This window comes from Nocardiopsis sp. LOL_012 (assembly GCF_048060475.1).
GTDB lineage: Bacteria > Actinomycetota > Actinomycetes > Streptosporangiales > Streptosporangiaceae > Nocardiopsis.
The window spans coordinates 69,462-94,061 of record NZ_JBHMIV010000001.1; the positions used below are offsets into that span (position 1 = coordinate 69,462).

General features: G+C 70.5%; 19 protein-coding genes and 3 pseudogenes. 15 read left to right on the forward strand and 7 right to left on the reverse strand.

Annotation, left to right across the window (positions count from 1 at the left end):
* Window positions 1–77 precede the first annotated feature (77 nt).
* From rimO to ACFHWE_RS00310, 4 genes are all read left to right on the forward strand, one after another.
* Complete coding sequence (rimO, locus tag ACFHWE_RS00295; protein WP_416598489.1) at window positions 78–1,520, forward strand: 30S ribosomal protein S12 methylthiotransferase RimO; 1,443 nt, start codon at window positions 78–80, stop codon at window positions 1,518–1,520.
* Window positions 1,517–2,134 carry a CDP-diacylglycerol--glycerol-3-phosphate 3-phosphatidyltransferase gene (gene pgsA, locus ACFHWE_RS00300; protein WP_416598490.1) on the forward strand — a complete coding sequence of 206 codons (618 nt, stop codon included), beginning with the start codon at window positions 1,517–1,519 and terminating at the stop codon, window positions 2,132–2,134. Before rimO ends, pgsA begins: the two co-directional genes overlap by 4 nt.
* Window positions 2,131–2,652: a CinA family protein gene (locus ACFHWE_RS00305; protein WP_416598491.1), complete on the forward strand. Its 522-nt coding sequence runs from the start codon at window positions 2,131–2,133 to the stop codon at window positions 2,650–2,652. Before pgsA ends, ACFHWE_RS00305 begins: the two co-directional genes overlap by 4 nt.
* Window positions 2,653–2,814: 162 nt before the next feature.
* Window positions 2,815–3,168 (forward strand): helix-turn-helix domain-containing protein, encoded by a 354-nt coding sequence (locus ACFHWE_RS00310; RefSeq protein WP_028647156.1) that lies wholly within the window; start codon window positions 2,815–2,817, stop codon window positions 3,166–3,168.
* A gap of 88 nt (window positions 3,169–3,256) precedes the next feature.
* Here ACFHWE_RS00310 and ACFHWE_RS00315 read toward each other — a convergent pair whose 3' ends face one another.
* From ACFHWE_RS00315 to ACFHWE_RS00335, 5 genes are all read right to left on the reverse strand, one after another.
* The gene (locus ACFHWE_RS00315; protein WP_028647157.1) at window positions 3,257–3,721 is read right to left on the reverse strand and encodes an RrF2 family transcriptional regulator; all 465 of its coding nucleotides are present in this window, start codon (window positions 3,719–3,721) and stop codon (window positions 3,257–3,259) included.
* A gap of 129 nt (window positions 3,722–3,850) precedes the next feature.
* Window positions 3,851–5,323, reverse strand: coding sequence for a glycoside hydrolase family 3 protein (locus ACFHWE_RS00320; RefSeq protein ID WP_416598492.1), 1,473 nt, complete (start codon window positions 5,321–5,323; stop codon window positions 3,851–3,853).
* Between the two features lie 146 nt (window positions 5,324–5,469).
* Window positions 5,470–6,420 carry a carbohydrate ABC transporter permease gene (locus tag ACFHWE_RS00325; RefSeq protein ID WP_416598493.1) on the reverse strand — a complete coding sequence of 317 codons (951 nt, stop codon included), beginning with the start codon at window positions 6,418–6,420 and terminating at the stop codon, window positions 5,470–5,472.
* Window positions 6,417–7,409, reverse strand: a complete 993-nt coding sequence (locus tag ACFHWE_RS00330; protein WP_416598494.1) for a carbohydrate ABC transporter permease — start codon at window positions 7,407–7,409, stop codon at window positions 6,417–6,419. The genes ACFHWE_RS00325 and ACFHWE_RS00330 overlap by 4 nt, the downstream gene beginning before the upstream one ends.
* Before the next feature lie 93 nt (window positions 7,410–7,502).
* Entirely contained in the window at window positions 7,503–8,792 is a 1,290-nt protein-coding gene (locus ACFHWE_RS00335) for an extracellular solute-binding protein (protein ID WP_416598495.1), read from the reverse strand.
* Between the two features lie 274 nt (window positions 8,793–9,066).
* On the opposite strand from ACFHWE_RS00335, the gene ACFHWE_RS00340 reads away from it, so the two are divergent.
* The 7 genes and pseudogenes from ACFHWE_RS00340 to ACFHWE_RS00370 all read left to right on the forward strand — a co-directional run bounded on the left by ACFHWE_RS00340 (window position 9,067) and on the right by ACFHWE_RS00370 (window position 14,834).
* Window positions 9,067–10,269: an ROK family transcriptional regulator gene (locus tag ACFHWE_RS00340; protein ID WP_416598496.1), complete on the forward strand. Its 1,203-nt coding sequence runs from the start codon at window positions 9,067–9,069 to the stop codon at window positions 10,267–10,269.
* A gap of 100 nt (window positions 10,270–10,369) precedes the next feature.
* Window positions 10,370–10,564, forward strand: coding sequence for a DUF3046 domain-containing protein (locus ACFHWE_RS00345; protein WP_416598497.1), 195 nt, complete (start codon window positions 10,370–10,372; stop codon window positions 10,562–10,564).
* 135 nt (window positions 10,565–10,699) lie between these two features.
* Window positions 10,700–10,966, forward strand: a pseudogene (locus tag ACFHWE_RS00350) (DNA recombination/repair protein RecA); the annotation flags it as partial.
* Window positions 10,958–12,649: pseudogene (locus ACFHWE_RS00355) on the forward strand (LAGLIDADG family homing endonuclease); the annotation flags it as partial. The pseudogenes ACFHWE_RS00350 and ACFHWE_RS00355, both read left to right, overlap by 9 nt.
* Before the next feature lie 12 nt (window positions 12,650–12,661).
* Window positions 12,662–13,513 (forward strand): annotated as a pseudogene (locus ACFHWE_RS00360) (hypothetical protein); the annotation flags it as partial.
* 171 nt (window positions 13,514–13,684) lie between these two features.
* Window positions 13,685–14,272, forward strand: coding sequence for a hypothetical protein (locus ACFHWE_RS00365; RefSeq protein ID WP_416598683.1), 588 nt, complete (start codon window positions 13,685–13,687; stop codon window positions 14,270–14,272).
* Window positions 14,265–14,834, forward strand: a complete 570-nt coding sequence (locus tag ACFHWE_RS00370) for a regulatory protein RecX (RefSeq protein WP_416598498.1) — start codon at window positions 14,265–14,267, stop codon at window positions 14,832–14,834. The genes ACFHWE_RS00365 and ACFHWE_RS00370 overlap by 8 nt, the downstream gene beginning before the upstream one ends.
* Window positions 14,835–14,868: 34 nt before the next feature.
* On the opposite strand, the gene ACFHWE_RS00375 is transcribed toward ACFHWE_RS00370, so the two are convergent.
* Window positions 14,869–16,962, reverse strand: coding sequence for a S9 family peptidase (locus ACFHWE_RS00375; RefSeq protein ID WP_416598499.1), 2,094 nt, complete (start codon window positions 16,960–16,962; stop codon window positions 14,869–14,871).
* Between the two features lie 284 nt (window positions 16,963–17,246).
* Between ACFHWE_RS00375 and ACFHWE_RS00380 the strand changes: the two genes are divergently transcribed.
* The 4 genes from ACFHWE_RS00380 (at window position 17,247) to miaB (ending at window position 23,433) form a co-directional block, all read left to right on the forward strand.
* On the forward strand, window positions 17,247–18,290 hold the full coding sequence (locus tag ACFHWE_RS00380) for a TAXI family TRAP transporter solute-binding subunit (protein ID WP_416598500.1): 1,044 nt from the start codon (window positions 17,247–17,249) through the stop codon (window positions 18,288–18,290).
* A 2-nt stretch (window positions 18,291–18,292) separates the two neighbouring features.
* Entirely contained in the window at window positions 18,293–18,820 is a 528-nt protein-coding gene (locus ACFHWE_RS00385) for a DUF1850 domain-containing protein (protein ID WP_416598501.1), read from the forward strand.
* Between the two features lie 53 nt (window positions 18,821–18,873).
* Window positions 18,874–21,879, forward strand: coding sequence for a TRAP transporter permease (locus ACFHWE_RS00390; protein WP_416598502.1), 3,006 nt, complete (start codon window positions 18,874–18,876; stop codon window positions 21,877–21,879).
* A gap of 87 nt (window positions 21,880–21,966) precedes the next feature.
* A complete protein-coding gene (gene miaB / locus ACFHWE_RS00395) occupies window positions 21,967–23,433 on the forward strand; it encodes a tRNA (N6-isopentenyl adenosine(37)-C2)-methylthiotransferase MiaB (protein WP_416598684.1) in 1,467 nt (488 codons plus the stop codon).
* Between the two features lie 33 nt (window positions 23,434–23,466).
* Here the strand turns inward: miaB and miaA are convergent, their stop codons facing one another.
* On the reverse strand, window positions 23,467–24,480 hold the full coding sequence (gene miaA, locus ACFHWE_RS00400; RefSeq protein WP_416598503.1) for a tRNA (adenosine(37)-N6)-dimethylallyltransferase MiaA: 1,014 nt from the start codon (window positions 24,478–24,480) through the stop codon (window positions 23,467–23,469).
* Between the last annotated feature and the right edge of the window lie 120 nt (window positions 24,481–24,600).

Below are 24,600 nucleotides of genomic sequence, written 5' to 3' on the forward strand. Positions count from 1 at the left end.
GGTCGGCGCCAAGGCCGTGCGCGGACGGATCCGCGGCGCCCCACACGCAAACGAAGCTCTCCCACACCTTGGAAGCCATGTCATCGCGCCGTACTGTCTCGCTCGTCACCCTGGGGTGCGCGCGTAACGAGGTCGACTCCGAAGAGCTGGCCGGACGCCTCGCGCAAGGCGGATGGGAACTCGTGGACGGCGACGCCGACGTGACCGTCGTCAACACCTGCGGGTTCATCGACGCCGCCAAACAGGACTCCATCCAGACCATCCTGGAGGCCACCGAGAACGGCGGCCACGTCGTCGCCGCCGGATGCATGGCCGAGCGCTACGGCTCCGAACTCGCCGCCTCCCTGCCCGAGGCCCAGGTGGTCGGCTTCGACGACTACGCGACCATCTCCGACCGCCTCGACGACGTCGTCGCCGGACGCACCCTCGTCCCCCACGACCCCCGCGACCGGCGCACCCTGCTGCCGATCAGCCCCGTCGAGCGCGACGCCTCCCAGGTGCACGTGCCCGGACACGCCGCCTTCGCCGACTCCGAGGGCGCCGAGGGCACCGCACTGCCCTACCGTGCCGCCGTCCCGCGCAGGCGCCTCACCGGCGGCCCGGTCGCCAACCTCAAGATCGCCTCCGGCTGCGACCGGCGGTGCACCTTCTGCGCCATCCCCGCCTTCCGCGGTGCCTACATCTCCCGTACCCCGGACGACATCGTCCGCGAGGCCCAGTGGCTCGCGAGCGAGGGCGTGCGCGAGGTGTTCCTGGTCAGCGAGAACTCCACCTCCTACGGCAAGGACCTCGGCGACGTCCGCGCCCTGGAGAAGCTCCTGCCGCGCCTGGCCGCCGTCGAGGGGCTGGACCGGGTCCGCGTCAGCTACCTCCAGCCCGCCGAGATGCGCCCCGACCTGGTGGAGGTCCTCACCCGCACACCGGGCGTCGTCCCCTACTTCGACCTCTCCTTCCAGCACGCCAGCGGAACGCTGCTGCGCCGCATGCGCCGCTACGGCGACCGCGAGCGCTTCCTCGACCTGCTGCGCACCGTGCGCGAACGCGTCCCCGAGGCCGGAGCCCGCTCCAACTTCATCGTGGGCTTCCCCGGCGAGACCGAGGAGGAGTTCGAGGACCTGGTCGCCTTCCTCAACGAGGCCCGGCTGGACGCGGTCGGCGTGTTCGGCTACTCCGACGAGGAGGGCACCGAGGCCGTCGGCCACCAGGGCAAGCTCCCCGACGACGTGATCGAGGAGCGCGTGGACCGGCTCAACCGCCTCGCCGAGGAGCTCATGGCCCAGCGCGCCGAGGAGCGCGTCGGCGACCGCGTCCACGTCCTGGTCGAGGCCGTCCTGGAGGACGGCGCCTACGAGGGCCGTGCCGACCACCAGGCCCCCGAGGTGGACGGCGGCACCATCCTCTACGGCGAGGGCCTGGCCGTGGGCGACCTGGTACCGGCCACCGTGGTCCAGTCCCTGGGCGCCGACCTGGTCGCCGAACAGGAGGAGCCCGCCCCGGACGGTGAAATCGGAGATCGATGAGCAGCCACGATTCCGCGGCGTCCCCCGCCCCCCGCGTTCCGCTGTGGAACATCGCGAACATCCTCACGATGAGCCGCCTGGTCATGGTGCCGGTGTTCGTATGGTGGATGTTCCTCGACGGGCCGTGGTGGCGGCTCGCCGCGTTCGCCCTCTTCGCGATCGCCGCCATCACCGACCGGATCGACGGTGAACTGGCGCGCCGCCGCAACCTCGTCACCGACTTCGGCAAGATCGCCGACCCGATCGCGGACAAGGCGCTCACCGGCGCCGCCCTGGTCGTCCTCTCCCTCCAAGGCGACCTGTGGTGGTGGGTGACCATCGCCATCCTCGTCCGCGAGTGGGGCGTCACGGCGCTGCGCTTCGCCGTCCTGCGCTACGGCGTCATGCCCGCCGGTCAGGGCGGCAAGCTCAAGACCGTCCTCCAGATCACCGCACTGCTGCTCTACCTGTTCCCGTTCGGGCTGCTGCCGTTCACCGACGTGTTCACGTGGATCGCCCACATCGCGATGGCCGCCGCCCTGGCCGTCACCCTGTGGACCGGCCTGGTCTACGTCCTCGACGCGGTCCGCCTGGTCCGATCCGCCGGGAATGGCGGGGGAGACCGCCCCGAGTGAGCGCCCCGCAGAGCACGGACCCCGCCGCCGCGTCCGCCGCTGCGGCGGTCCACCGCGCCCTGCTGGAGCGCGGTGCCACCTGCGCCACAGCCGAATCCCTCACCGGCGGGCTCATCGGAGCCCACCTCACCTCGGTGCCGGGCGCTTCGAACACCTACCGGGGCGGCGTCGTCACCTACGCCACCGACACCAAGGCCGCGCTCCTGGGCGTCCCCTCCGACCTGTTGGCCGCCCGCGGAGCCGTGCACCCGGACGTGGCCGCCCGCATGGCCGCGGGCGTGCGCGGACTGCTGAACGCCGACTACGGGGTCGCGGTGACCGGTGTGGCCGGCCCCGACCCCCAGGACGGCAGGCCCGTGGGAACCGTGTTCGCCGCCGTGTCCACACCCGGTGAGACCGACACCATCAGGGAATTCCGTTTCACCGGCGATCGGGCGGGTATCCGGTATCTCACGGTCGAGGGTGCCCTGGAACTGTTGGAGGCGACCGTCCGCGCAGGCGCCGCGGACCCCGTATGACCCTGACCCCGAGACGGGCCCCATCCCCCGGCCACAGGGAATACCACCGCCTCACCTGGTGGTTCCCCCTCCAGCGAACAGGAGGGTAAGAGATGCCCGAATCGGGCGTGGGACAGGTACGGTGTTGTATATGAAGGTCGCTACCGGTGGGAGGGAGCGCGAATGATGGTCCTGCTTCGTCACCTACTTGGTGACGTGCTCAGGCGGCTGCGACAGCGCCAGGGCCGAACCCTCCGCGAGGTGTCGGCCGATGCTCGGGTGTCCCTCGGATACCTGTCGGAGGTCGAACGCGGGCAGAAGGAGGCCTCCTCCGAGCTGCTCTCATCGATCTGCGGGGCACTGGGTGTCCCGCTTTCGCAGGTTCTGCGGGAGGTCTCCGACCAGCTCGCTCTCGCGGAGCTCCAGGAGGCCGCACTGCTGGGCGACACGGTCGCCGATCCCGTGGCCGCCGAGGAGCTCGGCATCGAACCGGTGCCGGACCGCGTTCCCGAAGTCGCCGACATGGTGGGGGTCTGACCCCCGAAGTCCGTCCGGTCTCGTCGATGTGACCACGTGAAGGAGCCGACCACCACCGGTGGTCGGCTCCTTCCGCGCCACGGGGCGCTCAGGTGTGCGTGTGGTTGACCCAGGCCTCTGGATCCTCCGCCAGCACCCGCACGGTCTCCGGCAGCTCGTCGGACACCAGGTGCTGGAGGTTGACCCCCTCCAGGATCGCCCGCTCGCTGGCCCGCAGCGCGATCCACACCTGTTGCAGGCTGCGGGCCGCACCGTCGTAGTCCACATGCTCGGGCCGCTCCCCGCGCACGTTCGCCAGGGGACCGTCGACCGCGCGGATGATGTCGGCCAGCGAGATCTCCGCTGCGGGCTTGGCCAGCCAGTAGCCGCCCACGGGACCGCGCTGGCTGCGTACCAGGCCGGCCCGGCGCAACTGGGTGAGGATGTTCTCCAGGAACTTTCCGGGGATGGCCTGGGCGCGTGCGAGCTGCTCGGCCGTCACCGGCCCCTCGCCGGCGACGGCGAGTTCTGCGGCCGCGCGTAGCGCGTAGTCGACCCGGGCTGAAAGGCGCATGCTGTGATTATGCCGTGGTTGGAAGGGCGAATAGGGCACCGGGCGGCGGCGGAGAGGCCGCCGCCCGGCTTGCTACCGTCAAGAGTACTTCTCCGACCGGGTCGATGGGACATACACCGAGACAGAGCGTCAGCGGACCGTGCCCACCGCGTCCCTGGCACCCAGAAGCTCGGCCGCGACCAGCCCGTTGACGTGCGCCGCCCCGTACGTGCGCACGTGCGTGCCCGTGCCGGGCCGCCACACCGGCAGTCCCATCTCCACGACCACGGCGCCGGGCCGGGCGTCGAGCAGCCGTGTGACGAGCTCCCGCGTCTGCGGATAGCGGTGGGCGTCCCGGACCACCACGACCAGGTCGCGCCCGCCCGCCCGGTCCAGGATCTCCCCGGCCAGGTCGGGCACGGGGGCCACCCGCTCGGTGTCGGGGAACCACGGTCCCAGCCCCCACGGGACGTCGCCCACGGCCATACCGGGAGGGGCGTCCACCTCCACCACGTACGGGTCGGACAGGGGCGGCAGGCCGCCCTCCACCCGTACGGCCCGCCGGGCACCCGTGAGCCCGATCCCCTCGGCAGCCGACCCCGCCGCCGCGGCCCTCAGGGGCGCCGCGGCGCGGATCCAGGAACGCAGCTCCAGCGTCCGCTCGGCCGCCTCCTCCAGCCGCTCGCCGGGCAGGCGCCCCTCGCGTACGGCCGCCACGAGCGCGTCGCGCACGGCCGCCACCTCCTCGCCGTAGACTAGGCGGCCCAGGCACAGCAGGTCGCAGCCGGCCGCAACCGCCCGTACACCCGCCTCGGGGATCCCGATGCGTGCGCTGACCCCGCGCATCTCGATGGCGTCGCTGACCACCGTGCCGGTGAACCCCAGCTCCTCGCGCAGCAGACGGGTGACCACGTTCGCCGACAGGGTCGCCGGACCCTCGGCGCCCAGCGCGGGGACCTCGATGTGCGCGGTCAGCACCGATCGGACCCCGGCCTCCACCGCGGCCCGGAACGGCAGCAGCTCGCGCCGGTGCAGCAGGTCGGCGGCGGCGTCCACGCGCGGCAGCACGTGGTGTGAGTCCTGCGAGGTGGCGCCGTGCCCGGGGAAGTGCTTGGCGCACGCCGCCACACCCGCCTCCTGGAGCCCGGCCACCGACGCCGCCGCGTGGCGTGCCACCAGCGCGGCGTCCGAACCGAAGGAGCGGGTCCCGATGACCGGGTTGTCGTCGGCGACGTTGACGTCCACCGACGGCGCCAGGTCCAGGTTGAAGCCCAGATCGGCCAGCACCCCGCCCAGCGAGCGCAGGGTGGCCCGGGTCAGTTCCGGGTCGTCGACCGCGCCGAGGGAGGCGTTGCCGGGGTAGTCGCTGCCCCGGGCCTGGCCGATGCGGGTGACGTCGCCCCCCTCCTCGTCCAGTGAGATCAGGGGGGTGTCGGCGGCCTCGGACAGGCGCGCGTTGAGCGCGGCCACCTGCTCGGGGCCCTCCAGGTTGTTGTGGAACAGGCAGACACCGGCGACACCGTCCGCCAGACCCTCAAGGACCCAGCGCGGGGCGTGGTGGGATTCGAAGGGCACCAGGAGGGTGGCGTTGGCCAACCGCTCCAGGGTCCGGTCGTTGCGCATGGTGATCTTTTCCGTTCGGTGAGCGCGGGTGCCCGGGCGCGCGGGGGCGCACGAGGCAGACGTGTGGCTGGTGGAGGGGGGTGGTCCCGCGGACGCGGCCCGGGGGACCACCCGGGCGGGGGCGGCCTGTTGGGCGGGGGCGGGCCTCAGCCCTTGACGGCGCCCATGGTCAGGCCGGAGACCATCCGCCTCTGGACGAAGAGGAAGAAGACCATCACGGGCACCGTGAGCAGCGTGGACGCCGCCATGATGGCGCCCCACTCGGTGCCGTAGCGGCCGAAGTAGTAGGACAGCGTCAGCGGCAGCGTGAAGTCGTCCGTGCTGCGGCCCAGGAACGTCAGTGCGACGACGAACTCGTTCCAGGCCGTGATGAAGGCGAAGATGCTCGCCGCGACCAGGCCCGGCGCGACCAGCGGCATGAGGATGCGCCAGAAGACCGTCCACGGTCCGGCCCCGTCGATCGCCGCGGCCTCCTCCAACTCCTTGGGGACCGCCTCGACGAAACCGCGCAGCATCAGCACGGTGATCGGCAGCGACACGGCCGTGTAGACGATGAGCAGCCCGGACAGGTTGCCCAGCAGCTCCGCCCCGGTGATGTCGGACAGTTGGCGGAAGTTGATGAAGAGCGAGATGATCATCGCCTCCATCGGCACCATCTGGATCACCAGTAGCACGAAGATGAAGGCACTGCGCATCCGGAAGCGGAACCGCGCCACCGCGACGGCGGCCAGCAGCGACAGGACGGCGCCCATGGCCACGGCGCCGACCGTGACGATCAGGCTGTTGCCCAGGAACTGCCAGAAGTTCACCCCGGGGATCAGTTGCCCGTTGAGCACCTGGTCGAAGTGCTCCAGGGTCGGCTCCTGCGGGAAGACCCGCTGGTCGCTCGTGAAGATCTCGCCCGTGGGCTTGAAGGCCGTGACGACCATCCAGTACACGGGGAAGACGGAGAACAGGAACACCGCCAGGCCCGCCAGGTACAGGGGTGCCTGACGCAGGCGCTTGATCGGGCTGCGCCGGTAGCCCTTTCCGGTGTGGGCGTCCTGCCCGGCGGCTCCGGGCGCTACGGCTGTGGTCGTGGTGGCGTCGGCGGTCATCGGGTCTCCCCCTGGCGGATCATGATGCGCAGGTAGTAGGCGGTGACGGCCAGGATCATCACGGTCATGACCACCGCGATCGCCGACCCCATGCCGTAGTTGGCCGGGGTGGCGCTGAAGCCCTGCTGGTAGATGTAGTACGAGAGCAGGTAGACGTCCCTGTTCGCGAAGCTGTTGGCCAGGGTGTAGAGCTGCGTGAACACCCGCAGGTCCCAGATGATCTGGAGGACCAGGAGCAGGGCGAACAGCGGACGCAGTATCGGGAACGTGATGTTCCAGAAGGCCTTCCACGCGCTGGCGCCGTCCATCTTCGCCGCCTCGTACAGCTCGCTCGGGATGCTCTTGAGCCCGGCCAGGACGGAGACGGCGATGAAGGGGAAGGACTGCCAGACGATCACCATGATGAGGACGGAGAACAGCGAGAGCGGTTCGAGGAACCAGTTGTACTCCAGCCACCCGTCGCCCACCAGCCAGTCCGGCAGCTTGTCGAGGGCGACGTTGACCAGTCCCCGCTCCGGCAGGAAGAGCCAGCGGAAGACCAGCGAGGCGCTCAGCGCGGGTGTGGCCCAGGCGAGCATCATGCCGATGGAGACGAAGCCCGCGAACCACTTCGGCATCTTGTGCAGCAGCAGTCCGACGAGGGTGCCCAGCACCATGGTGATGCCGACCATCAGGACGCACACCACGACGGTGTTGCGCAGGATCGTCCAGAACTCGCCGTCGGTCAGCAGTTCGCGGTAGTGGGCGAAGCCGTTCCAGCTCGGTCCGGGCTGGTTGGGCAGGAGGTTGCGGGTGGTGAAATCGGTGAGCGAGTACCACACCATCTGCGCGATCGGCCACAGCAGCACGACCGCGAGGATCAGCAGTGCCGGGGCGATGAGCAGGTAGGGGGTGGGGATTCTGCGGCGGCGCTTCGCGGCTCGGGCCGCGGGGGGCTCGGCGGGTCGCTCGGCCCCGTCTGTGGTCGCTGGTTCGACGGTTTGTGCCATGGTCTTCTCAATCGAGGCGCGGGCCGGATACGGCGGGCGGGGCCCCACGCGGACCCCGCCCGGCAACAGCACTACACGGTGAGTCGGTTCCGGCTATTCGACCGGCTCGTTGAGGATCGTGGAGAGCTCCTCGTTGGCCTCTTCCAGGACCGTCTCGGGGTCCTCGCCCCGGGCGATGTCCAGGACGGCGCCCGGCAGGATCTTGCTGTCCTGGTCGGCCGCGGTCCAGCGCGGGGTGGTCGGGAAGAAGCGGGTGTTCTGCATCTGCGTGGCCGCGGCGGCGGTGTTCGGGTCCTCCTGGTACTCCTCGCTGTCCAGCAGCGCGGGGTAGGCGGGGAAGAAGCCGGCCACGTCGGCGAAGCCCTTGCCGCCCTCCTGGTCGCCCAGGACGGTCAGCAGCTCGAAGGCCAGCTCGGGGTGCTCGGTTGTGGAGAACACCGACAGGGCGGAGCCGCCGGCGAAGGCCGGGGCGATGCCGTCGGCACCGGGGATCGGCGCGGCGACGATGTTGTCCAGGACCGCCGGGTCCTCGGCCTGGTCGGCCATGGCGCCGAGCGCCCAGCCGCCGTCGATGTACATGCCCAGCTCGCTGTTGGCCATGTCGGCCAGCGGGATGAGCTCGTTCTCACCGACGTAGCTCTGCGGCGAGACGCCGTCCAGGGACAGGCCCGCGTAGAACTCGATGGCCTCCATGGTCTCCGGGGAGGTGAGCTGGCCCACCCACGAGCCGTCGGCGTCCTGCGTGGCGATCTCGCCGCCGTTGCTCCAGATGAAGCTGGCGATACCGTTGGTGAAGTCGGTCGGAGCGGCGAAGCCGGGGACGTCGTACTCGCCCTCGATGGCCTCGGCGACGTCGAGCACCTCGTCCCAGGTCGTCGGCGGCTCCTTGTCGAGCGCCTCCAGCCAGTCCGCGCGGTAGTACAGGGTGCGCACGCCGGAGTACCACGGCACGCCGTACTGGGAACCGTCGTAGGAGCCGTACTCCAGGGCGTTCTGGTCCAGCTCCGAGGCCGCGTCCCACCCCTCGACCTGGGAGGTGATGTCCAGCAGAGCACCCTGGGAGGCCCAGTTGAAGACCTGGTCGTTGCCGATCTCGATGACGTCGGGCGCGTCACCGCCGGCGACGGCGTTGGTGATGGACTCCTGTGCGTCGGGCCACGGGATGAACTCGACCTCGACCGCGGTGTCGGGGTGGCCCTCCTGGAAGCGGGCCTCGATCCCGTCGAAGTACTCGACGAGGTCGTCACGGGAGTTGCCCATGACCCAGACGGTGAGGCTGTCGGCCGAGGCGCTTCCGCCGTCGCCGGTGGAGTCGGAGCCGCCACCGCACGCTGCGGCGAGCAGGACCACGGCCGAGGCCGCGGCGATCTTCGGGAACTTCATGTGTACCTGTTCTCCCTTCGCACGACGCGCCGCGCAGGACGCCTGTGCTCGAAGCGGGTCGGGAAGACCCCGCCCGCCTCGACGACTGATCGGGGGATGTGCTGGGATAGCACGTCGGCCACGCCCGGTCCCGACGGTGCGGGTGCCGCCGGGGACGGTCCTGGTCCGGGATCCTTCCGAACGTCGGACCCTGCCGGGACGTGACCTCCTCTGAGGTTGTGAGCTAAATTAACAGGAAACTTTCCTAATAAAAACAGGACGAGGTGTCACGGTTATGTCTCAACGCCCGGGGACTCCCCGACTGCTGCGCCAACTCAACGACCGCGCGGCACTGGAACTACTCCTGTCGTCAGGCCCCCTGACCAGGACACAGATCGGCACCAGGACAGGCCTGTCCAAGGTCACCGCCTCCCAGCTCCTGGCACGCCTGGAGGAGCGCGACCTCGTCCGCGTCGTAGGCACCCGCGCCGGCGGCCGCGGCCCCAACGCCGCCCTCTACGCCCTGGTCCCCGAGAGCGCCTACGTCGCCGCGCTCGACGTCAGCGCCCGCCGCGTCACCGCCACCATCGCCGACATCACCGGCACCGTGGTCAGCGAGGTGACCGTCGACCCCACCGAGTCCGACGACCCCGTCGCCCTCGTCCACACCTCCGTCATGCGCCTCGCCGACACCGCCGGAGTCCCCCTCGACAGGGTACGCGCCTGCGTCATCGGCACCCCGGGCGTCGTGGACCCCCGCACCGGCGACATCCGCTTCTCCTTCGACCTCATGTCCTGGCACGAAGGCGTCCTCGAAGCCCTGCGCGCCGACCTCGAACGCTCCGTCGTCATCGAGAACGACGTCAACCTCGCCGCCCTCGCCGAACACGCAGAGGGCGCCGCCGCCGACACCTCCGAGTTCGTCCTCATCTGGCTGAGCGCCGCCGGCGGCGTCGGCATGTCCACCATGATCGACGGCCGCATCCACCGCGGGCGCTCCGGTGGCGCCGGCGAGATCGGCTACCTGCCCGTCCCCGGCGCACCGATGCCCTCCGAGGTCGGGGCCTCTGGCGCCTACGAACCCAGGGGAGGCGACCTCCCCCACGGCTTCCAGGCCCTCGTCAAGGCCAAACAGGTCGTCGACCTCGCCGCCGGGTACGGCATCGGCGGCTCCGACGTCACCGAGGTCGTCACCGAGGCCGCCGGGGCCGCGACCCCCGAGGGCGACGCCTTCCTCGACGCCTTCGCCGAACGCCTCGCCCGGGGCGTCGCCGCCGTCACCGTCATCCTCGACCCCGGACTGGTCGTCCTCGGCGGCGACGTCGCCCGCGCCGGGGGCGCCAAGCTCGCCGAACGCGTCCAGAAGGCCACCGCGCGCATCGCCCCCAATGCCGCCGAGGTCGCCCTCGGCACCGTCGAGGGCAGCCCCGTCGCCCGCGGCGCCCTCCTCAGCGCCCTCGAACGCGCCCGCGAGGAGGTCTTCTCCTCCACCGTGTGAGCGCTCCCACGGGCGGTGACCGCGTACCCCCGCGCCGCCACCGCCGGTGACATAGCCGAAGAGGGTGCCCCGGGCGCGCCGATCGCCGATACTGGGGCCGATGAGACTCACGGTTTTCTGGAACAACATGCACGAGCAGTTCGGCGCGGCCTACGCCGACAGCCTGGCTCGGGACTACGTCATCGAGGGGCTCGGCTCGCGCACCGTGCACCAGGCCCTCGCCGACGGTGTGGCCGCCAAGCAGGTGTGGCGCGCCGTGTGTGAGGCCTTCGACCTCCCCCTCTCCGTCCGCTGACCCCGGCCATCGGGTCTTCGACCCGTTCGAGGATTCGGCTCAAAATCGAACACAGTTTCGGGTAGTGTGGGTTGTCCACAGGCACTGCGCCGTGCATCGCGTTTGTCCTAGCACCCGCGTAGCGTCGTGCCCATCATGAAGAAGAAGGCATCCACCCAACAGCAGGGGTACCCCGTGGCATCTGGAGACCGAGACAAGGCTCTCGAAACAGCCCTAGCACAGATCGAGCGCCAGTTCGGCAAGGGCTCCGTCATGCGCCTGGGCGACGACGACCGCCCGCCGATCGAGGCGATCCCCACCGGCGCGATCGCCCTCGACGTCGCCCTCGGCATCGGGGGTATCCCCAAGGGTCGGATCGTCGAGATCTACGGTCCCGAATCGAGTGGTAAGTGCCTGACGGCCGACACCTACGTGTGGACGGACCGGGGCATGGAGACCATCGCCGAACTCTTCGAGCGCGCCGGACAGCGCGCCACCTGCACCAGCCGTGTCACGGACGTGCGCGACCAGGGCATCCGCGTGGTCAACGAGCGCGGCGAACTGGAGACTGTCGCCGCCCTCACCCACAACAACCGCAAGCCCGTCCTGAGGATCACCACCGAGTCCGGCCGACGCGTCACCGTCACCCGCAACCACCCCCTGCGGGTCCTCAACGAGCGCGGCTTCGTCGTCTGGCGCAAGGCCGGACGGCTCCAGGAGGGCGACACGCTCGTCTCCGCCCGCTTCGGCGCCAACGAGGCCGCCGAAGGCGGCGGCCTGAGCGAGGACGAGGCGGTCTTCCTCGGCTACCTCGTCGCGGAGGGCACGCTCGGCTCCACCACCTCCATCCGCTTCACCAACGGCGACGACGAGGTCGGTCAGGAGTTCACCTCCATCGCCCGCTGGCTCTTCGACACCGAGGCCAAGGTGTACCAGGGAAGCAACTGCCGCGAGTACGTCCTGCCGGGCGTCCGCCTGCGCCGGGAGATCGCCGAGCGCTACGGCCTCGACCACATCGGCTCCGCGGGCAAGCGGATCCCCCACGCGGTGCGCACCGGCGGCGACAAGATCCAGCGCGCCTTCCTCTCCGCCCTCTACGAGTGCGACGGCTGGATCGACGACAGCTCCACCATCGGCCTGGGCAGCGCCTCCGAACAACTGGCCCGCGACGTCCAGGCCCTCCTCTACGGCCTGGGCATCCCCGCCTCGCTCCACCGCACGTTCAACACCGCCTACGAGCGCCACGACTGGACCGTCGCGGTCAACCCCTCGCTGGCCCACCGCTTCCTCGACGAGGTGGGATTCCGCTCCCGGCGCCGCGCCGCCCAGGTGCGGAAGAACTTCCGCCTCTCCGGCCGCAGCGCCCGGTCCGAGAACATCCCGCACCTGTCCGGGCTGATCGCCGACCTGCGCGACGCCGTCGGCGGGGACCGCGACTTCGACCGGGTGGCCGGAGACCTCTTCCGCGGCGAGGCGGACCCGTCGTGCGGCCGCGACCGGCTCGCCGCCGTCATCGACTGGGCCAGGAGCCGCCAGCGGCACCTGCCCGCCTCCGCCGAGGCCATCCTCGTCCACCTGGAGGAGCTGGCCGCCGCGGCCCGCACCTACGAGGCGGTCACAGCGATCGAGGACGGCGGAGAGCAGCCGACCTTCGACATCATGCTCCCCGAGTCGCACAGCTTCCTCGCCAACGGGGTCCTCTCGCACAACACCACCGTCGCCCTGCACGCGGTGGCCAACGCGCAGAAGGCCGGGGGCATCGCCGCCTTCGTCGACGCCGAGCACGCCCTCGACCCGGCCTACGCCAAGAAGATCGGCGTGGACACCGACAACCTCCTGCTGTCGCAGCCGGACACCGGTGAGCAGGCGCTGGAGATCGTCGACATGCTGATCCGCTCCGGCGCGATCTCCATCATCGTCATCGACTCCGTGGCCGCCCTGGTGCCCCGCGCCGAGATCGAGGGCGAGATGGGCGACAGCCACGTCGGCCTCCAGGCCCGCCTGATGTCCCAGGCGCTGCGCAAGATCGCCGGTGCCCTGCACCAGACCGGCACCACCGCGGTCTTCATCAACCAGTTGCGCGAAAAAGTCGGCGTGATGTTCGGATGCGCATCCTGGGATACCTGGGTCACTTTGGGTGATGGGTCCCGTGAGCGTATCGGTAAGATCGTCGACCAGAAGATGGATGTCGAGGTTCTTTCGTACGACCCCGAAATTGGGAAGATCGTTCCCCGGCGGGTAACCAACTGGTTTAACAACGGTCGGGCCGAAGAGTTTCTGCACTTTAGGGTTGAGCGTCCTGGAGAGGGTACCGGCCGGGAATGCAGCTCCATGGACCTCACACACAACCACTTGGTCCGTACACCCGGAGGGTGGCGGGAAGCTGGAGATCTCATGGTGGGTGATCGAGTGATGATCGCCCAGCCCTATCTTCTCAGTGACAGCCAGCGCCAGGTGATTCTCGGCTCTCTCCTTGGTGACGGTAGTCTTTCTGCCCCAGTCAATGGATCGACCGAAAGCGCTCGTTTTCGAATGGGGCACGGAAAGAAGCAAGAGGGATATCTGGCATGGAAGGTCTCCATGCTGGAGAACATCCAGCACTCGATCAGTCGAAATGACAAAGAAGCGGTTTTTGCTGACTTCGCCCCGCTAGCCGAACTTGGAGATTTGCGCCAGTCGGTCTATATCGGTGACGGGAAGAAACACATTGGGTGGGAGTATCTCAAGACGCTCACTCCTTTGGCCCTTGCCGTATGGTACATGGATGACGGCTGCTTCACCCTGCGCTCTAAGGGTGCTCAGGCCAGGGCCGAGGGCGGCAGCGGGCGGATCGAGATTTGCGTCGAGGCCATGAGCCCTGCCTCGCGTGGGCGCATCACCGACTATCTGCGTGACACCTACGGCCTGGACTGCAAGCTGGCACTGAAGGGGAGCCGACGTATTCCCTTCATCCGGTTCACCACGGCAGCCAGCGCGCAGTTCCAGAAGATTATCGCCCCCTACGTGCACGAGTCCATGGACTACAAGCTGCTTCCTCGGTTCAGGGGGCAGTGTGAGGTTGTCCCGGAATTCAGTGAGCCTGTTATGCACCCCACGCCTGCTGTTATCAAGGAGGTCTCGGTTAAGAGGGATCACCAAAGGATGAGTAGGTTCGACATCGAGGTGGAGGGGAGTCATAACTACTTTGCTGACGGCGTCATGGTGCACAACAGCCCCGAAACCACTACCGGTGGAAAGGCGCTGAAGTTCTACGCCTCTGTTAGGCTGGACGTGCGGCGCATCGAAACGCTCAAGGACGGAACCGACGCGGTCGGAAACCGCACCCGGGTAAAGGTCGTAAAGAATAAGATAGCGCCCCCTTTCAAACAAGCAGAATTCGATATTTTGTACGGTATGGGCGTTTCTCGTGAGGGAAGTCTGATCGACCTGGGCGTGGAGCACGGGATCGTGCGCAAGTCCGGCGCCTGGTACACCTACGAGGGCACCCAGCTCGGCCAGGGCAAGGAGAACGCCCGCCGGTTCATGCTGGAGAACGTCGACGTGGCCAACGAGGTCGAGAAGAAGATCAAGGAGAAGCTCGGCGTTCCCACCGGGAAGGACGGCTCCGTCTCCGGTGCGGAGTCGGAGAAGCCCGCGGCCGAGGCCAAGGCCAAGGAGCCCGCCGCCAAGACCACCGCCAAGCGCGCTTCGGCCGCCAAGTCCGCCAAGGCGCCCGTGACGGATGCGTGAGCGGCGCCGGTCCGCGGAGGCGGCCGGCGACGATGTCTCCCCGGGCGGGGCACACCCGCCCGGGGAGGACCCCGAGGCCAAGGCGCGGGCGCTGTGCCTGCGGATGCTCGCGCACACGCCGCGCACCCGGTCGCAGTTGGAGCGGGCGCTGCTGCGGCGGGGGTTCGAGGAGGAGGTCGTGGGGTCGGTCCTGGGCGCGTTCACCGGGGCCGGGCTGATCGACGATGAGGCGTTCTCCCGGGCCTGGGTGGACTCGCGCCACCACGCGCGGGGGCTGTCCCGGCGGGCTCTGGCGCGGGAGTTGCGCACGCGCGGGGTGCAGGAGGACACGGTCCGGGAGGCGGTGTCGCACCTGTCGGACGAGGACGAGGTGGACGCCGCCCGCGCGCTGGCCCGCAAGAGCCTGGCCGGGAGCCGGGCCAAGGCGCAGGAGACGCGGATCCGGCGGGCGCTGGGCGTGCTGGCCCGCAAGGGGTACCCGGCCGGTCTGTCCTACCGGGTGGTGCGGGAGGGGCTGGAGGCCGAAGGCGCCGAGGTGGATCTCGACGCCCCCGACCCGTGACCGTCTCCGCCGGGCCGGTCGGAGGACCGTCCGCTCAGGGCCGGGGGACCGGCCCTTCGGCGGTGCCGCTCTCCTCGGTCTCCGTTTCTCCGGGCGGGTTCGCTTCGCTGTCTTCGCCGGTGTTCTCCGGCGCGGCGGGCGTCTCGGGTCCGGGGCGCGGCGGGGGAGGCTCGGTGGACAGGGTGAGCGGTTCCACGTCCGTCTCGAAGCCGAACACGTGGGCGTAGAGGGCCAGTTCCGCCTCCAGCGCCCGCACGCGCGACTCCGCGGAGCGGAAGCCGTGCCCTTCGCCCTCGAACTCCAGCAGCGCGTGCGGGACGGCGCGCTCGCCCAGGGCGGTGGCCATGGCGTGGGCCTGGTCGGGGGTGACCACGGGATCGTCGGTGCCCTGGAGCAGGAGGACGGGGACGTCGATCTCCTCGGTCCGGTTGATCGGGGAGCGCTCCTTGTAGCGTTCGGAGAACCCGGGCAGGGTGCCCACGAGCGAGTCCAGGAAGCGCGACTCGAAGTCGTGGGTGGTCTCGGCCAGGGAGAGCAGGTCGGCGACGCCGAAGTAGGACACCCCGCAGGCGAACGTGTCGCCGGTGAGTGAGAGCAGGGCGGTGAAACCGCCGGCGCTGGGGCCGCGGACGGCCAGTCGCCGTGGGTCGGCGATGCCCTGTTCGACCAGGGCGCGGGCGGCGGCCGCGGTGTCCTCCACGTCCACCACGCCCCACTCCTTGCGGACCCGGGCGCGGTAGGAGCGCCCGTAGCCGGTGGAGCCGCCGTAGTTGACGTCGACGACGCCGATGCCGCGGCTGGTGAAGTAGGCCTTGGCGAGGTCGAGTTCGTGGGTGGCGTGGGAGACCGGGCCGCCGTGGGCCCACACGACGTAGGGGGCGGGGCCCTCGGTGTCGGCCTCGGGGTGGGTGGGCCGGTACACGTTGGCGTGCACGCGGGAGCCGTAGCGGCCGGGGAGGGTGACGTGTTCGGGGACGGGCAGGTAGGCGGCCTCGGGCACGGTCTCCAGTGATTCGCGCAGGACCTCGACCCGCCCGGAGCCGGGGGTGAGGCGGACCAGGCACTGGGGCCGGGTGGCGGAGGCGGCGAGTGCCACGACGGTCCGTCCGTCGCCGTCGATCTGGGACCAGGAGGTGAGGTCGGTGGCGACGGGGGTCAGTTCCAGGGTGTCGGGGTCGTAGACGCTCGGGGTGAGGTCGCCGGTGCCGTGCAGTGCGACCACGTGGCCGGAGTCCAGGACGGTGAAGGAGCGGTGTCCCAGGCGGCCGGGCGGGGCGTGGAACTCCTCTTCGGCGGGGTAGAGGGCGATGGCCTGGCCGTGGACGCCCGCCTGGTAGAGGTTCCAGTGGCCGGGCCAGTCGGAGGCCAGGTAGAGGGTGTCCGCGCCGGCCCAGGTGGGGGAGAGGACGGACTCGTCGGAGCTTCCCTTGAGTCGGAACTCGCGGGTGACGCCCTCCTCGCCGAGGGTGGCGAGCCGGAGTTCGGTGCCGTCCCAGGGCATGAGGGGGTGGTTCCAGCGCACGTAGGCGAGGCGGTTGCCGTCGGGGGAGGGGACGGGGGAGGCGTAGAAGTCGGCGCCGGAGACGAGGACGCGCACGGCGGAGGGGTCGTGGGAGGCGCGGCCGGAGAGCGGCACGGTGACGATCGACCGGTGGACCTTGCCGCCGGTGTGCTCCTCGCGGACGCAGAACAGGTGTTTGCCGTCGGCGCTCAGGGCGGGGTCGGCGTAGCGCAGGGCTCCGGGGGCCTCGGGCTGGGGGGTGAGGGGGACGGGGACGGTCGCGTCGTGATCCAGCAGGTAGAGCCGCTGGTCCTCGGCGTTGGCGAAGGCGATGCCCATGTGGGTGAGCGCCTTGTCGTCGCGTCTGGGGACGGGGAGGTAGGACCGGCCTCCGTATTCGTGGACCCGGGTGCCGACCCCCCAGGGGGCGCGGAGCAGTTCGGTCACGGTGCCGTCGGGGGCGCGGCGCATGACGGTGGCGCGTCCGCTCTCCTCGGGGCGCTCCTCCTCCCACCAGATCTCGTCGCCGACGACGGAGGGGAAGGCCATCCGGCGTACCCCGCGGGCGACGTCGTCGGCGCTGATGGGCGAGGGCCAGGTGCCGTGAGGGATCGACAGGTCAGACATGTCCCTCTCAGGTAAGGGTCGTGGGTGAAGAGTTGACATACCGACCTTAGTGGTCATCCGGTGCTTTCGGGGAGGCTTGAGGCGGTGGCGCGCCCCTGTGATTCCGGCCCCGTCCGGCTTCCGCCCATTGTTCTCCATTCGTGACTGCTGTGACTTCGGGGTGAACGGAAGGGCGTTCTATGCTTTCGCGGACGTCACATGGTGACGACGGGACCGGGTCTCAACGCGGCCACAAGCCGTGGGAGGCGGTCCCGCCACCGCAGACTTCTAGAGAGGAAGCCAGGATGAGCGTGGGACGCAGGACCATGCGTGCCTCGGCGGCGATCGCCTTGGCCGGTGTGGTCGGTCTGTCCGCTTGCGCGGCACCCGAGGACACCGAGGGCCCCGGTAGCGGCGGAGGGGAGGAGGAGACCACCTTCCTCCAGCTCGCGACGGGCTCCACCGGGGGTACCTACTACCCGCTCGGTGGTGAGATCGCCCAGATATGGGGCGACAACATCGAGGGTATTCAGGTCGACACCTTCGCCACCGGCGCCTCCGTGCAGAACATGCGCGTACTGGAGGGCGCGGTCGAGAACGAGGGCGAGTCGATCGACCAGAGCGAACTGGTGATGGCGATCAACGGCGTGGCCAACCAGGCCCTGGCCGGTGAGGGCCCCTTCGCCGACGAGCCGCTCGCCAACCCCGGTGACATCCGGGCCCTGGGCAACATCTACCCGGAGGTCATGCAGGTCGTCGTCAGCGCCGACTCCGACATCGAGTCGATCGCCGACCTGGAGGGCATGAACGTCGAGATCGGCCCGCCCGGCAGCGGTACCGAGGTGGCGGCCCGGGCGATCCTGGAGTCCTACGGCCTGGACCCGGACGAGGACATCAACGCCTTCGACAGCACCTTCGGCGACGCGGCCACCGCGCTCGGCGACGGCCAGGTCGACGCCGCGTTCGGCATCCTGTCGGTTCCCGCCGCGGGCATCGTCGAGGTCTCGGCCAGCAACGACGTCCGGCTCCTGCCGCTGGACACCGAGGAGATCGAGTCCGGTCTGATGGCCGACGACCCGAGCTACAGCATCCTGGAGATCCCGGGCGGCACCTACAACGGCCAGGACGAGCCGGTGAACACGCTCACCCAGTGGGCGACGCTGTACACCACGTCGGCGCTGGACGAGGACACGGCCTACGAGCTGGTCCGCGTGATGTACGAGAACGCCGGTGACATCGGCCACGACGTCGGCAGCCAGGTCCTGCTGGAGACGGCGATCGACGGTCTGGGCGACGTCGAGCTGCACCCGGGCGCTCAGCGCTACTACGAGGAGCAGGGGATCCTCTGACGATGACCTTGTCGCGCAGGGCCGCCCGGTGGACGCCGGGCGGTCCTGTGTTTGCGGTGGTGCTGCTGGGGTGCGCGCTGCTCCTCACCGGTTCCGCGGATACGGCGAGCGCCTGGTTCTGTGTCCGGGTGGTCGGTGAGGACCGGCCGGTCCTCAGTGTTCCGGTCCGGGTCGGCGACCTGGTCGGGCTCGCCCACACGCACTCGGTGCACCGCCGCCCGGTCACGGAGGTCTACTCCGTCTCCCCCTCGGCGGGGCTGGCGATGGAGGAGTTGCGGGCCGACGCGCACGGAGCCAACCTCCCCTCGGGGCCGGAGACGGTCGACGGTGCGACGAGCACGTTCGCCCGCGACGGTTCGGGCTACCGGGTCGACCACCACGGTCGGCCGCTGGGGTCGGTGCGGATGGTCGTGGGGACCGCCGACGTCGACCACCGGCTCACCTTCGAGGGGCGGACCGTCCGGCTTCTGGACCTGGTGGGTCCGGGGGCGGGGGTCGAACTGTACGTGCAGACCCATCCGGGTGGGTGAACCCGGCGGGAGACGTGGGGGCGATCCCCCCACCGACGACGAGGATGAGGGTGATGACGACCGATCCCAAGGGCGCCGGCGAGTCCGGTGCCGCCACCACCGCCGGCGGGGGATCCGCGGGCGGCGGGCTCGACGAGCGGGCCCTGGAGAGTATCGAGCACGACATCGAGGCTCTGGAGAAACACGACTTCACCGACGACACCGGGGTCGAGCAGGTCCGCGGGGACCTGCGCGCGGTGTGGCGCTGGGGGGTGTTCGCCGTAGCCCTGGCCCTGGCCGTGTTCCACCTGTGGACGGCGTTCACGCAGACCTTGCCGCCTTTGCAGCAGCGTTCCTTCCACCTGGCGCTGGGGCTGGGACTGGTGTTCCTGCTCTACCCGGCCAAGGAGCGCAAGGAGGGGCCGCACGGGCCCTTCTACGGCGCCGCGATGGCCTTCAGCGCCCTGCTGGTGGCCTACGTCTTCGTCGGGGTGCTCTCGGGGGAGAACGCGAGCCTGTACCTGTACCTGCCGCAGGCGGTGTTCGGCGGTCTGGCGGCGGTGCTGCTCGCGGGGACGGTGTTCTACCTCTGGCGGACGCGCGCCTCGGCGGCGGCCTCGCGGGCCCAGACCGGGGCGGGCGCGGTGCTGCTGGCCGGGACGGCGCTCATCTCGGTGGACCTGGTCACCAGCGACGCGGGCGGCGGGTTCTTCTGGCTGCCGATCCTGGGCCTGGTGCTGGTGGCGGCGGCGGCCGCGGCGGCCGTGGTGCTGCTGCGCTTCCCGTCGGTGCTGCCCGGGTGGCTGTGGCCCGCGGTGAGCCGGTGGGGCCTGACCGCCGTCGGCTTGGGGACGGTCCTTTACATGTGGCTGGCCGATGTCGCCGACTGGAACGTGCTGGGTCCGGCGGTGGCGGTCCTGGCGCTGGTACAGGGGGCGCGGTACGTGCCCTTCACGGTGTGGGGGATGCCGGTGTTCGACGCGGTGCTGGCCGGGCTGGGCCTGTACGCGGGCCTGTACATGTTCGTCAACTACGAGCAGATCACGCGGACGGTCGGCATCCTCAACCCGACCTACGTGATGGTGGGCACGGTCGGCATCCTGCTGATCCTGGTGGCGGCCTCGCGGGTGCTGGGCGCCGCACTGGTGGTGCTGGCCAGCGCTCTGGTGGCCTTCGCCTACTTCGGGCAAGCGATGCCGGGGTTCCTGCGCCACCGCGGCTCCAGTGTCGACCAGATCGTCACCAACCTGTACGTGAGCACGGAGGGGGTGTTCGGGACGCCGCTGGGCATCTCGGCCACGTTCATCTTCCTGTTCATGATCTTCGCGTCGATGCTCCAGCGCACGGGTATGGAGCGGTTCTTCACCGATCTGGCGCTGGGCGCGACGGGTTCCTCGGTGGGCGGCACCGCCAAGGTCGGTATCGTCACGAGTGCCTTCTCCGGCACGATCACCGGAAGTTCGGTGGCCAACACCGTCTCCAACGGCGCGTTCACCATTCCGATGATGAAGAAGTCGGGGTACAAGCCGGAGTACGCGGGTGCGGTCGAGGCGGCCTCGTCCACGGGCGGACAGATCATGCCGCCGATCATGGGTGCGGGCGCGTTCATCATGATCGAGTTCACCGGGGCGAGCTACCAGCAGATCCTGACGGCGGCGGCGATCCCCGCGGTGATGTTCTTCGTCTCCCAGTACGTGGTGGTGCACTACGACGCCAAACGGATGGGGATCGGCGGGCTGCCCAAGGAGATGCTGCCGAACCTGCGGCGGCTCCTGCTCACGCGCGGCTACCTGATCGCGCCGGTGGTGGCGATCTTCGCGCTGCTGTCGATGGGCTTCTCGCCGATGTTCTCGGCGATGGGCGCCGTGGTGGCGACGGTGGCGGTGAACCTGGTCACCCAGCTCGTCGCGGCTCCGTGGGAGCGGGTGGACGGGAGGCTGCGGCGGCGTTCGCTCGGCGACGTGGCCGGGACGGCGGTCCGCCTGTCGCTGCCGATCGCGGTGGCCGCGGCCGCGGCGGTGGGCGTGGTCTTCCTGGCCGGTCTCATCGGCGAGGCCACGGAGCTGAACCGCGGCATGGTGGCCCTGGTGGCGACCGTGGCGCTGACGGTGCTGGCCATCGCGGTGATGCTGCTCTTCGGCCGCTGGAAGGCGAGCGGTGAGGACCAGCTCAACCTGCACTCGTTCCTGGACGGCCTGGTGGGCGCGTCCCGGCTGGCCATCCCGATCATCGTGGCGTGCGCGGCGGCGGGCATCATCGCTGGGGTCATCACCACCACCGACCTGGGGCTCAAGCTCAGTGACGGCCTGCTGGGCATCGCCGAGTCGATCAGTTCGGCCCTGGCGTCGCTGCTGACGGCGGTGGCGGCCTCGCCGGTGCTGGCGTGGACCGGTGCGGGTGCGGGCTTCGGCGCGGAGGCGGTCGCCTCGATGCGCGTCGACCTGTTCCTCATCCTGTTCATGTCGATGCTGGCCTGCCTGATCCTGGGGATCGGGCTGCCCACGACCGCGAACTACGTGATCACCGCGACCCTGGCGGCCCCGGCGATCATCGCGGTCCTCCAGGGGGACCTGGAGACGCGCACGCTGGCGATGCTGCTGACGGCGCACCTGTTCGTCTACTACTTCGGGGTGCTGGCCGACATCACCCCGCCGGTGTGTCTGGCGGCCTACGCGGCGTCGGGGATCTCCGGGGGCGATCCGATCCGTACCGGGTTCTACTCGATGCGGATCGCGGTGGCGGCGTTCGTCATGCCGTTCATGTTCGCGTTCTCGCCGGAGCTCCTGCTGCAGGGCGTGGGTTGGGCCGGCGGGGCGGTGGCCGCGGTGTCCGGTGTCCTGGGCGCGGCCATGGTGGCGCTGGGCCTGGTGGGGTATCTGGACCGGAGGCTGTCCTGGTACAAGCGGCTGGGACTGGTCGTGGGCGGCCTGCTCCTGGTCTCGGCGAGCTGGGAGACCAACGTGGCCGGCCTGGTGCTGATCGCGGCGGTCATCGGCTACGAGAAGGCGCGGTCTGGCCGCGGGAGGAGCCGGAGCGAGGGCGCCCCGGCCGAGGAGGCCCCGGCCGCCGTCGGCGAGTAGGGGTCCTGCGGGGTCCGTGCCGGAGGGCACGGACCCCTCTCCGCGCGGCGGTAGCCTGGAGCGGTGAGCCAGAGTCGTACCTATCAAGTGCGGACCTACGGCTGCCAGATGAACGTCCACGACTCCGAGCGCCTCTCCGGTCTGCTGGAGGACGCTGGGTACGCGCGCGCAGCCGAGGACACCACCGCAGACATCGTCGTCTTCAACACCTGTGCGGTCCGTGAGAACGCCGACAACCGCCTGTACGGCAACCTCGGGCACCTGCGTCCGGTCAAGGACGCCCACCCGGGGATGCAGATCGCCGTGGGCGGCTGCCTGGCGCAGAAGGACCGCGGTGAGATCGTGCGCCGCGCGCCCTGGGTGGACGTGGTGTTCGGCACCCACAACATCGGCTCCCTGCCGGCCCTGCTGGAGCGCGCCCGCGTCCAGCGCGAGGCCCAGGTGGAGATCGCGGAGTCGCTGGAGCACTTCCCCTCCACGCTGCCCAGCCGCCGCGAGTCGGCGTACGCGGCGTGGGTGTCGATCTCGGTGGGCTGCAACAACACGTGCACGTTCTGCATCGTTCCGGCACTGCGCGGCAAGGAGCAGGACCGCCGCCCCGGCGACGTGCTGGCCGAGATCCGTGCCCTGGTGGCGGAGGGCGTCAGCGAGGTGACCCTGCTGGGGCAGAACGTCAACGCCTACGGCAGCGGGTTCGGCGACCGGCAGGCGTTCTCCAAGCTGCTGCGGGCCTGCGGTGAGGTCGAGGGCCTGGAGCGGGTCCGCTTCACCTCCCCGCACCCGCGCGACTTCACCGACGACGTCATCGAAGCGATGGCCCAGACCCCCAACGTCATGCCGCAACTGCACATGCCGTTGCAGTCGGGGTCCAGCAAGGTACTCAAGGACATGCGCCGCTCCTACCGCCAGGAGCGCTTCCTGAACATCGTGGAGAAGGTGCGCGCGGCGATGCCGCACGCCGCCATCACCACCGACATCATCGTGGGCTTCCCCGGCGAGACCGAGGAGGACTTCGCCGAGACGCTGCACGTGGTCCGCCAGGCGCGGTTCGCGATGGCGTTCACCTTCCAGTACTCCAAGCGTCCGGGGACCCCGGCGGCGACGATGGACGGGCAGGTGCCGCCGGAGGTGGTCAAGGAGCGCTACCAGCGCCTGGTGGAGCTCCAGGACCGTATCTCGTGGGAGGAGAACCGGAAGCTGGTCGGCCGCGAGGTCGAGCTGCTGGTCTCCGAGGGCGACGGGCGCAAGGACGGCGAGCACCGCCGCCTGTCCGGCCGAGCCCCCGACAACCGGCTGGTGCACTTCTCCGTGGCAGGGGGCAAGGAGCCGCGCCCCGGCGACACGGTGACCGTGGAGGTCACCTACGCCGCTCCGCACCACCTGGTGGCCGACTCCGGGGTGCGGGAGCTGCGCCGCACACGCGCCGGGGACGCCTGGGCGGCGCGCAACGGTGCGCCAGCCGAGGCGGGCGGCCCGGGAGTTCTGCTGGGCATGCCGGGTGTGGGGGCACCCCCCGCGCCCGCCGAACCGGTGGGCGGCTGCTGCGACGTCTGACCCGAGCCGGGGCCGCCGGGCGCGGCCCCGGCCTCAGCCGGAGGTGTCGGTGTCCGCGTAGCGGCCGGTGGGGTGCAGGGTGGCGATGTCCACCAGGGTGGCGTCGGCGTCCGGCCGGGGTGCGGCCATGGCCTCTCGCACGTGGGCGAGCGCGCGCTCGGTGAGGCCGGGGGCGTCGTAGGGCAGCCAGTGCACCCGGGGGTCGCGGTGGAACCAGGACTCTTGGCGTCGGGCGAACCGCCGGGTGGCGCGCGCGGTGTCCTCACGGGCCTCCCGCTCGGTCAGCTCCCCGTCGATCTGGCGCAGCGCCTGTGCGTAGCCGAGCGCGCGGGAGGCGGTCCGGCCCTCGCGCAGTCCGTGGTCGGTCAGGCCGCGCACCTCGTCGACCAGGCCCCGCTCCCACATGCGGTCCACCCGCAGGCCGATCCGCTCGTCCAGTTCCGGTCGGGGGGCGGTCAGCCCGACCTGCGCGCACGGGTAGAAGGGGGTGTGGTCGGGCAGCCGCGCGGTGAAGGGGCCACCGGTGAGTTCGATGACCTCCAGGGCGCGCACGATGCGCCGTCCGTTGCCGGGCAGGATGGTCCGGGCCGCGGCGGGGTCGAGCCCGGCGAGGCGGGCGTGGAGCGGTCCGGGCCCGGTTGCGGCCAGTTCCGCCTCCAGGCGGGCGCGCACCGCCGGATCGGTGCCGGGGAACTCCAGGTGGTCCAGGACGGCGCGCACGTACAGTCCGGAGCCGCCCACCAGGACGGGTAGGACGCCGCGGGCGGCGCACTCCTCCACCTGGCCGCGGGCCATCGCCTGGTAGCGGGCGACGTCGGCGGTCTCGCCCACCTCCCACACGTCCAGGAGGTGGTGGGGGACGCCGCGCCTCTCCTCGCGGCCGAGTTTGGCGGTGCCGATGTCCATGCCGCGGTAGAGCTGCATGGAATCGGCGTTGACCACCTCGGCGCGTGTCCCGGTGCGCTCCTCCAGGCGGAGGGCCATCTCGACGGCGAGGTCCGACTTGCCCACAGCGGTCGGGCCGACGACCGCGATCACCTTGATCATCACCCCACCCTACGCACGCCGTGGGCGGCCCCGCGCCGGTTCGGCCCTACGCGGCCGCAGCGGGGCATCGGCGCTCCCGCGTCCATATCAATGATCACGGTGTTATGGAATAGCTTTTCA

Bases quoted from the DNA above. Each gene is read 5' to 3' on its own strand.
- ACFHWE_RS00380 (WP_416598500.1), top strand. From the start codon at position 17,247: ATGAGCGTGGGACGCAGGACCATGCGTGCCTCGGCGGCGATCGCCTTG.
- rimO (WP_416598489.1), top strand. From the start codon at position 78: ATGTCATCGCGCCGTACTGTCTCGCTCGTCACCCTGGGGTGCGCGCGT.
- miaA (WP_416598503.1), bottom strand. From the start codon at position 24,480: ATGATCAAGGTGATCGCGGTCGTCGGCCCGACCGCTGTGGGCAAGTCG.
- pgsA (WP_416598490.1), top strand. From the start codon at position 1,517: ATGAGCAGCCACGATTCCGCGGCGTCCCCCGCCCCCCGCGTTCCGCTG.
- ACFHWE_RS00335 (WP_416598495.1), bottom strand. From the start codon at position 8,792: ATGAAGTTCCCGAAGATCGCCGCGGCCTCGGCCGTGGTCCTGCTCGCC.
- ACFHWE_RS00310 (WP_028647156.1), top strand. From the start codon at position 2,815: ATGATGGTCCTGCTTCGTCACCTACTTGGTGACGTGCTCAGGCGGCTG.
- ACFHWE_RS00375 (WP_416598499.1), bottom strand. From the start codon at position 16,962: ATGTCTGACCTGTCGATCCCTCACGGCACCTGGCCCTCGCCCATCAGC.
- ACFHWE_RS00320 (WP_416598492.1), bottom strand. From the start codon at position 5,323: ATGCGCAACGACCGGACCCTGGAGCGGTTGGCCAACGCCACCCTCCTG.
- ACFHWE_RS00315 (WP_028647157.1), bottom strand. From the start codon at position 3,721: ATGCGCCTTTCAGCCCGGGTCGACTACGCGCTACGCGCGGCCGCAGAA.
- ACFHWE_RS00340 (WP_416598496.1), top strand. From the start codon at position 9,067: ATGTCTCAACGCCCGGGGACTCCCCGACTGCTGCGCCAACTCAACGAC.
- ACFHWE_RS00385 (WP_416598501.1), top strand. From the start codon at position 18,293: ATGACCTTGTCGCGCAGGGCCGCCCGGTGGACGCCGGGCGGTCCTGTG.
- ACFHWE_RS00330 (WP_416598494.1), bottom strand. From the start codon at position 7,409: ATGGCACAAACCGTCGAACCAGCGACCACAGACGGGGCCGAGCGACCC.
- ACFHWE_RS00325 (WP_416598493.1), bottom strand. From the start codon at position 6,420: ATGACCGCCGACGCCACCACGACCACAGCCGTAGCGCCCGGAGCCGCC.
- ACFHWE_RS00370 (WP_416598498.1), top strand. From the start codon at position 14,265: ATGCGTGAGCGGCGCCGGTCCGCGGAGGCGGCCGGCGACGATGTCTCC.
- ACFHWE_RS00365 (WP_416598683.1), top strand. From the start codon at position 13,685: ATGAGTAGGTTCGACATCGAGGTGGAGGGGAGTCATAACTACTTTGCT.
- ACFHWE_RS00345 (WP_416598497.1), top strand. From the start codon at position 10,370: ATGAGACTCACGGTTTTCTGGAACAACATGCACGAGCAGTTCGGCGCG.
- ACFHWE_RS00390 (WP_416598502.1), top strand. From the start codon at position 18,874: ATGACGACCGATCCCAAGGGCGCCGGCGAGTCCGGTGCCGCCACCACC.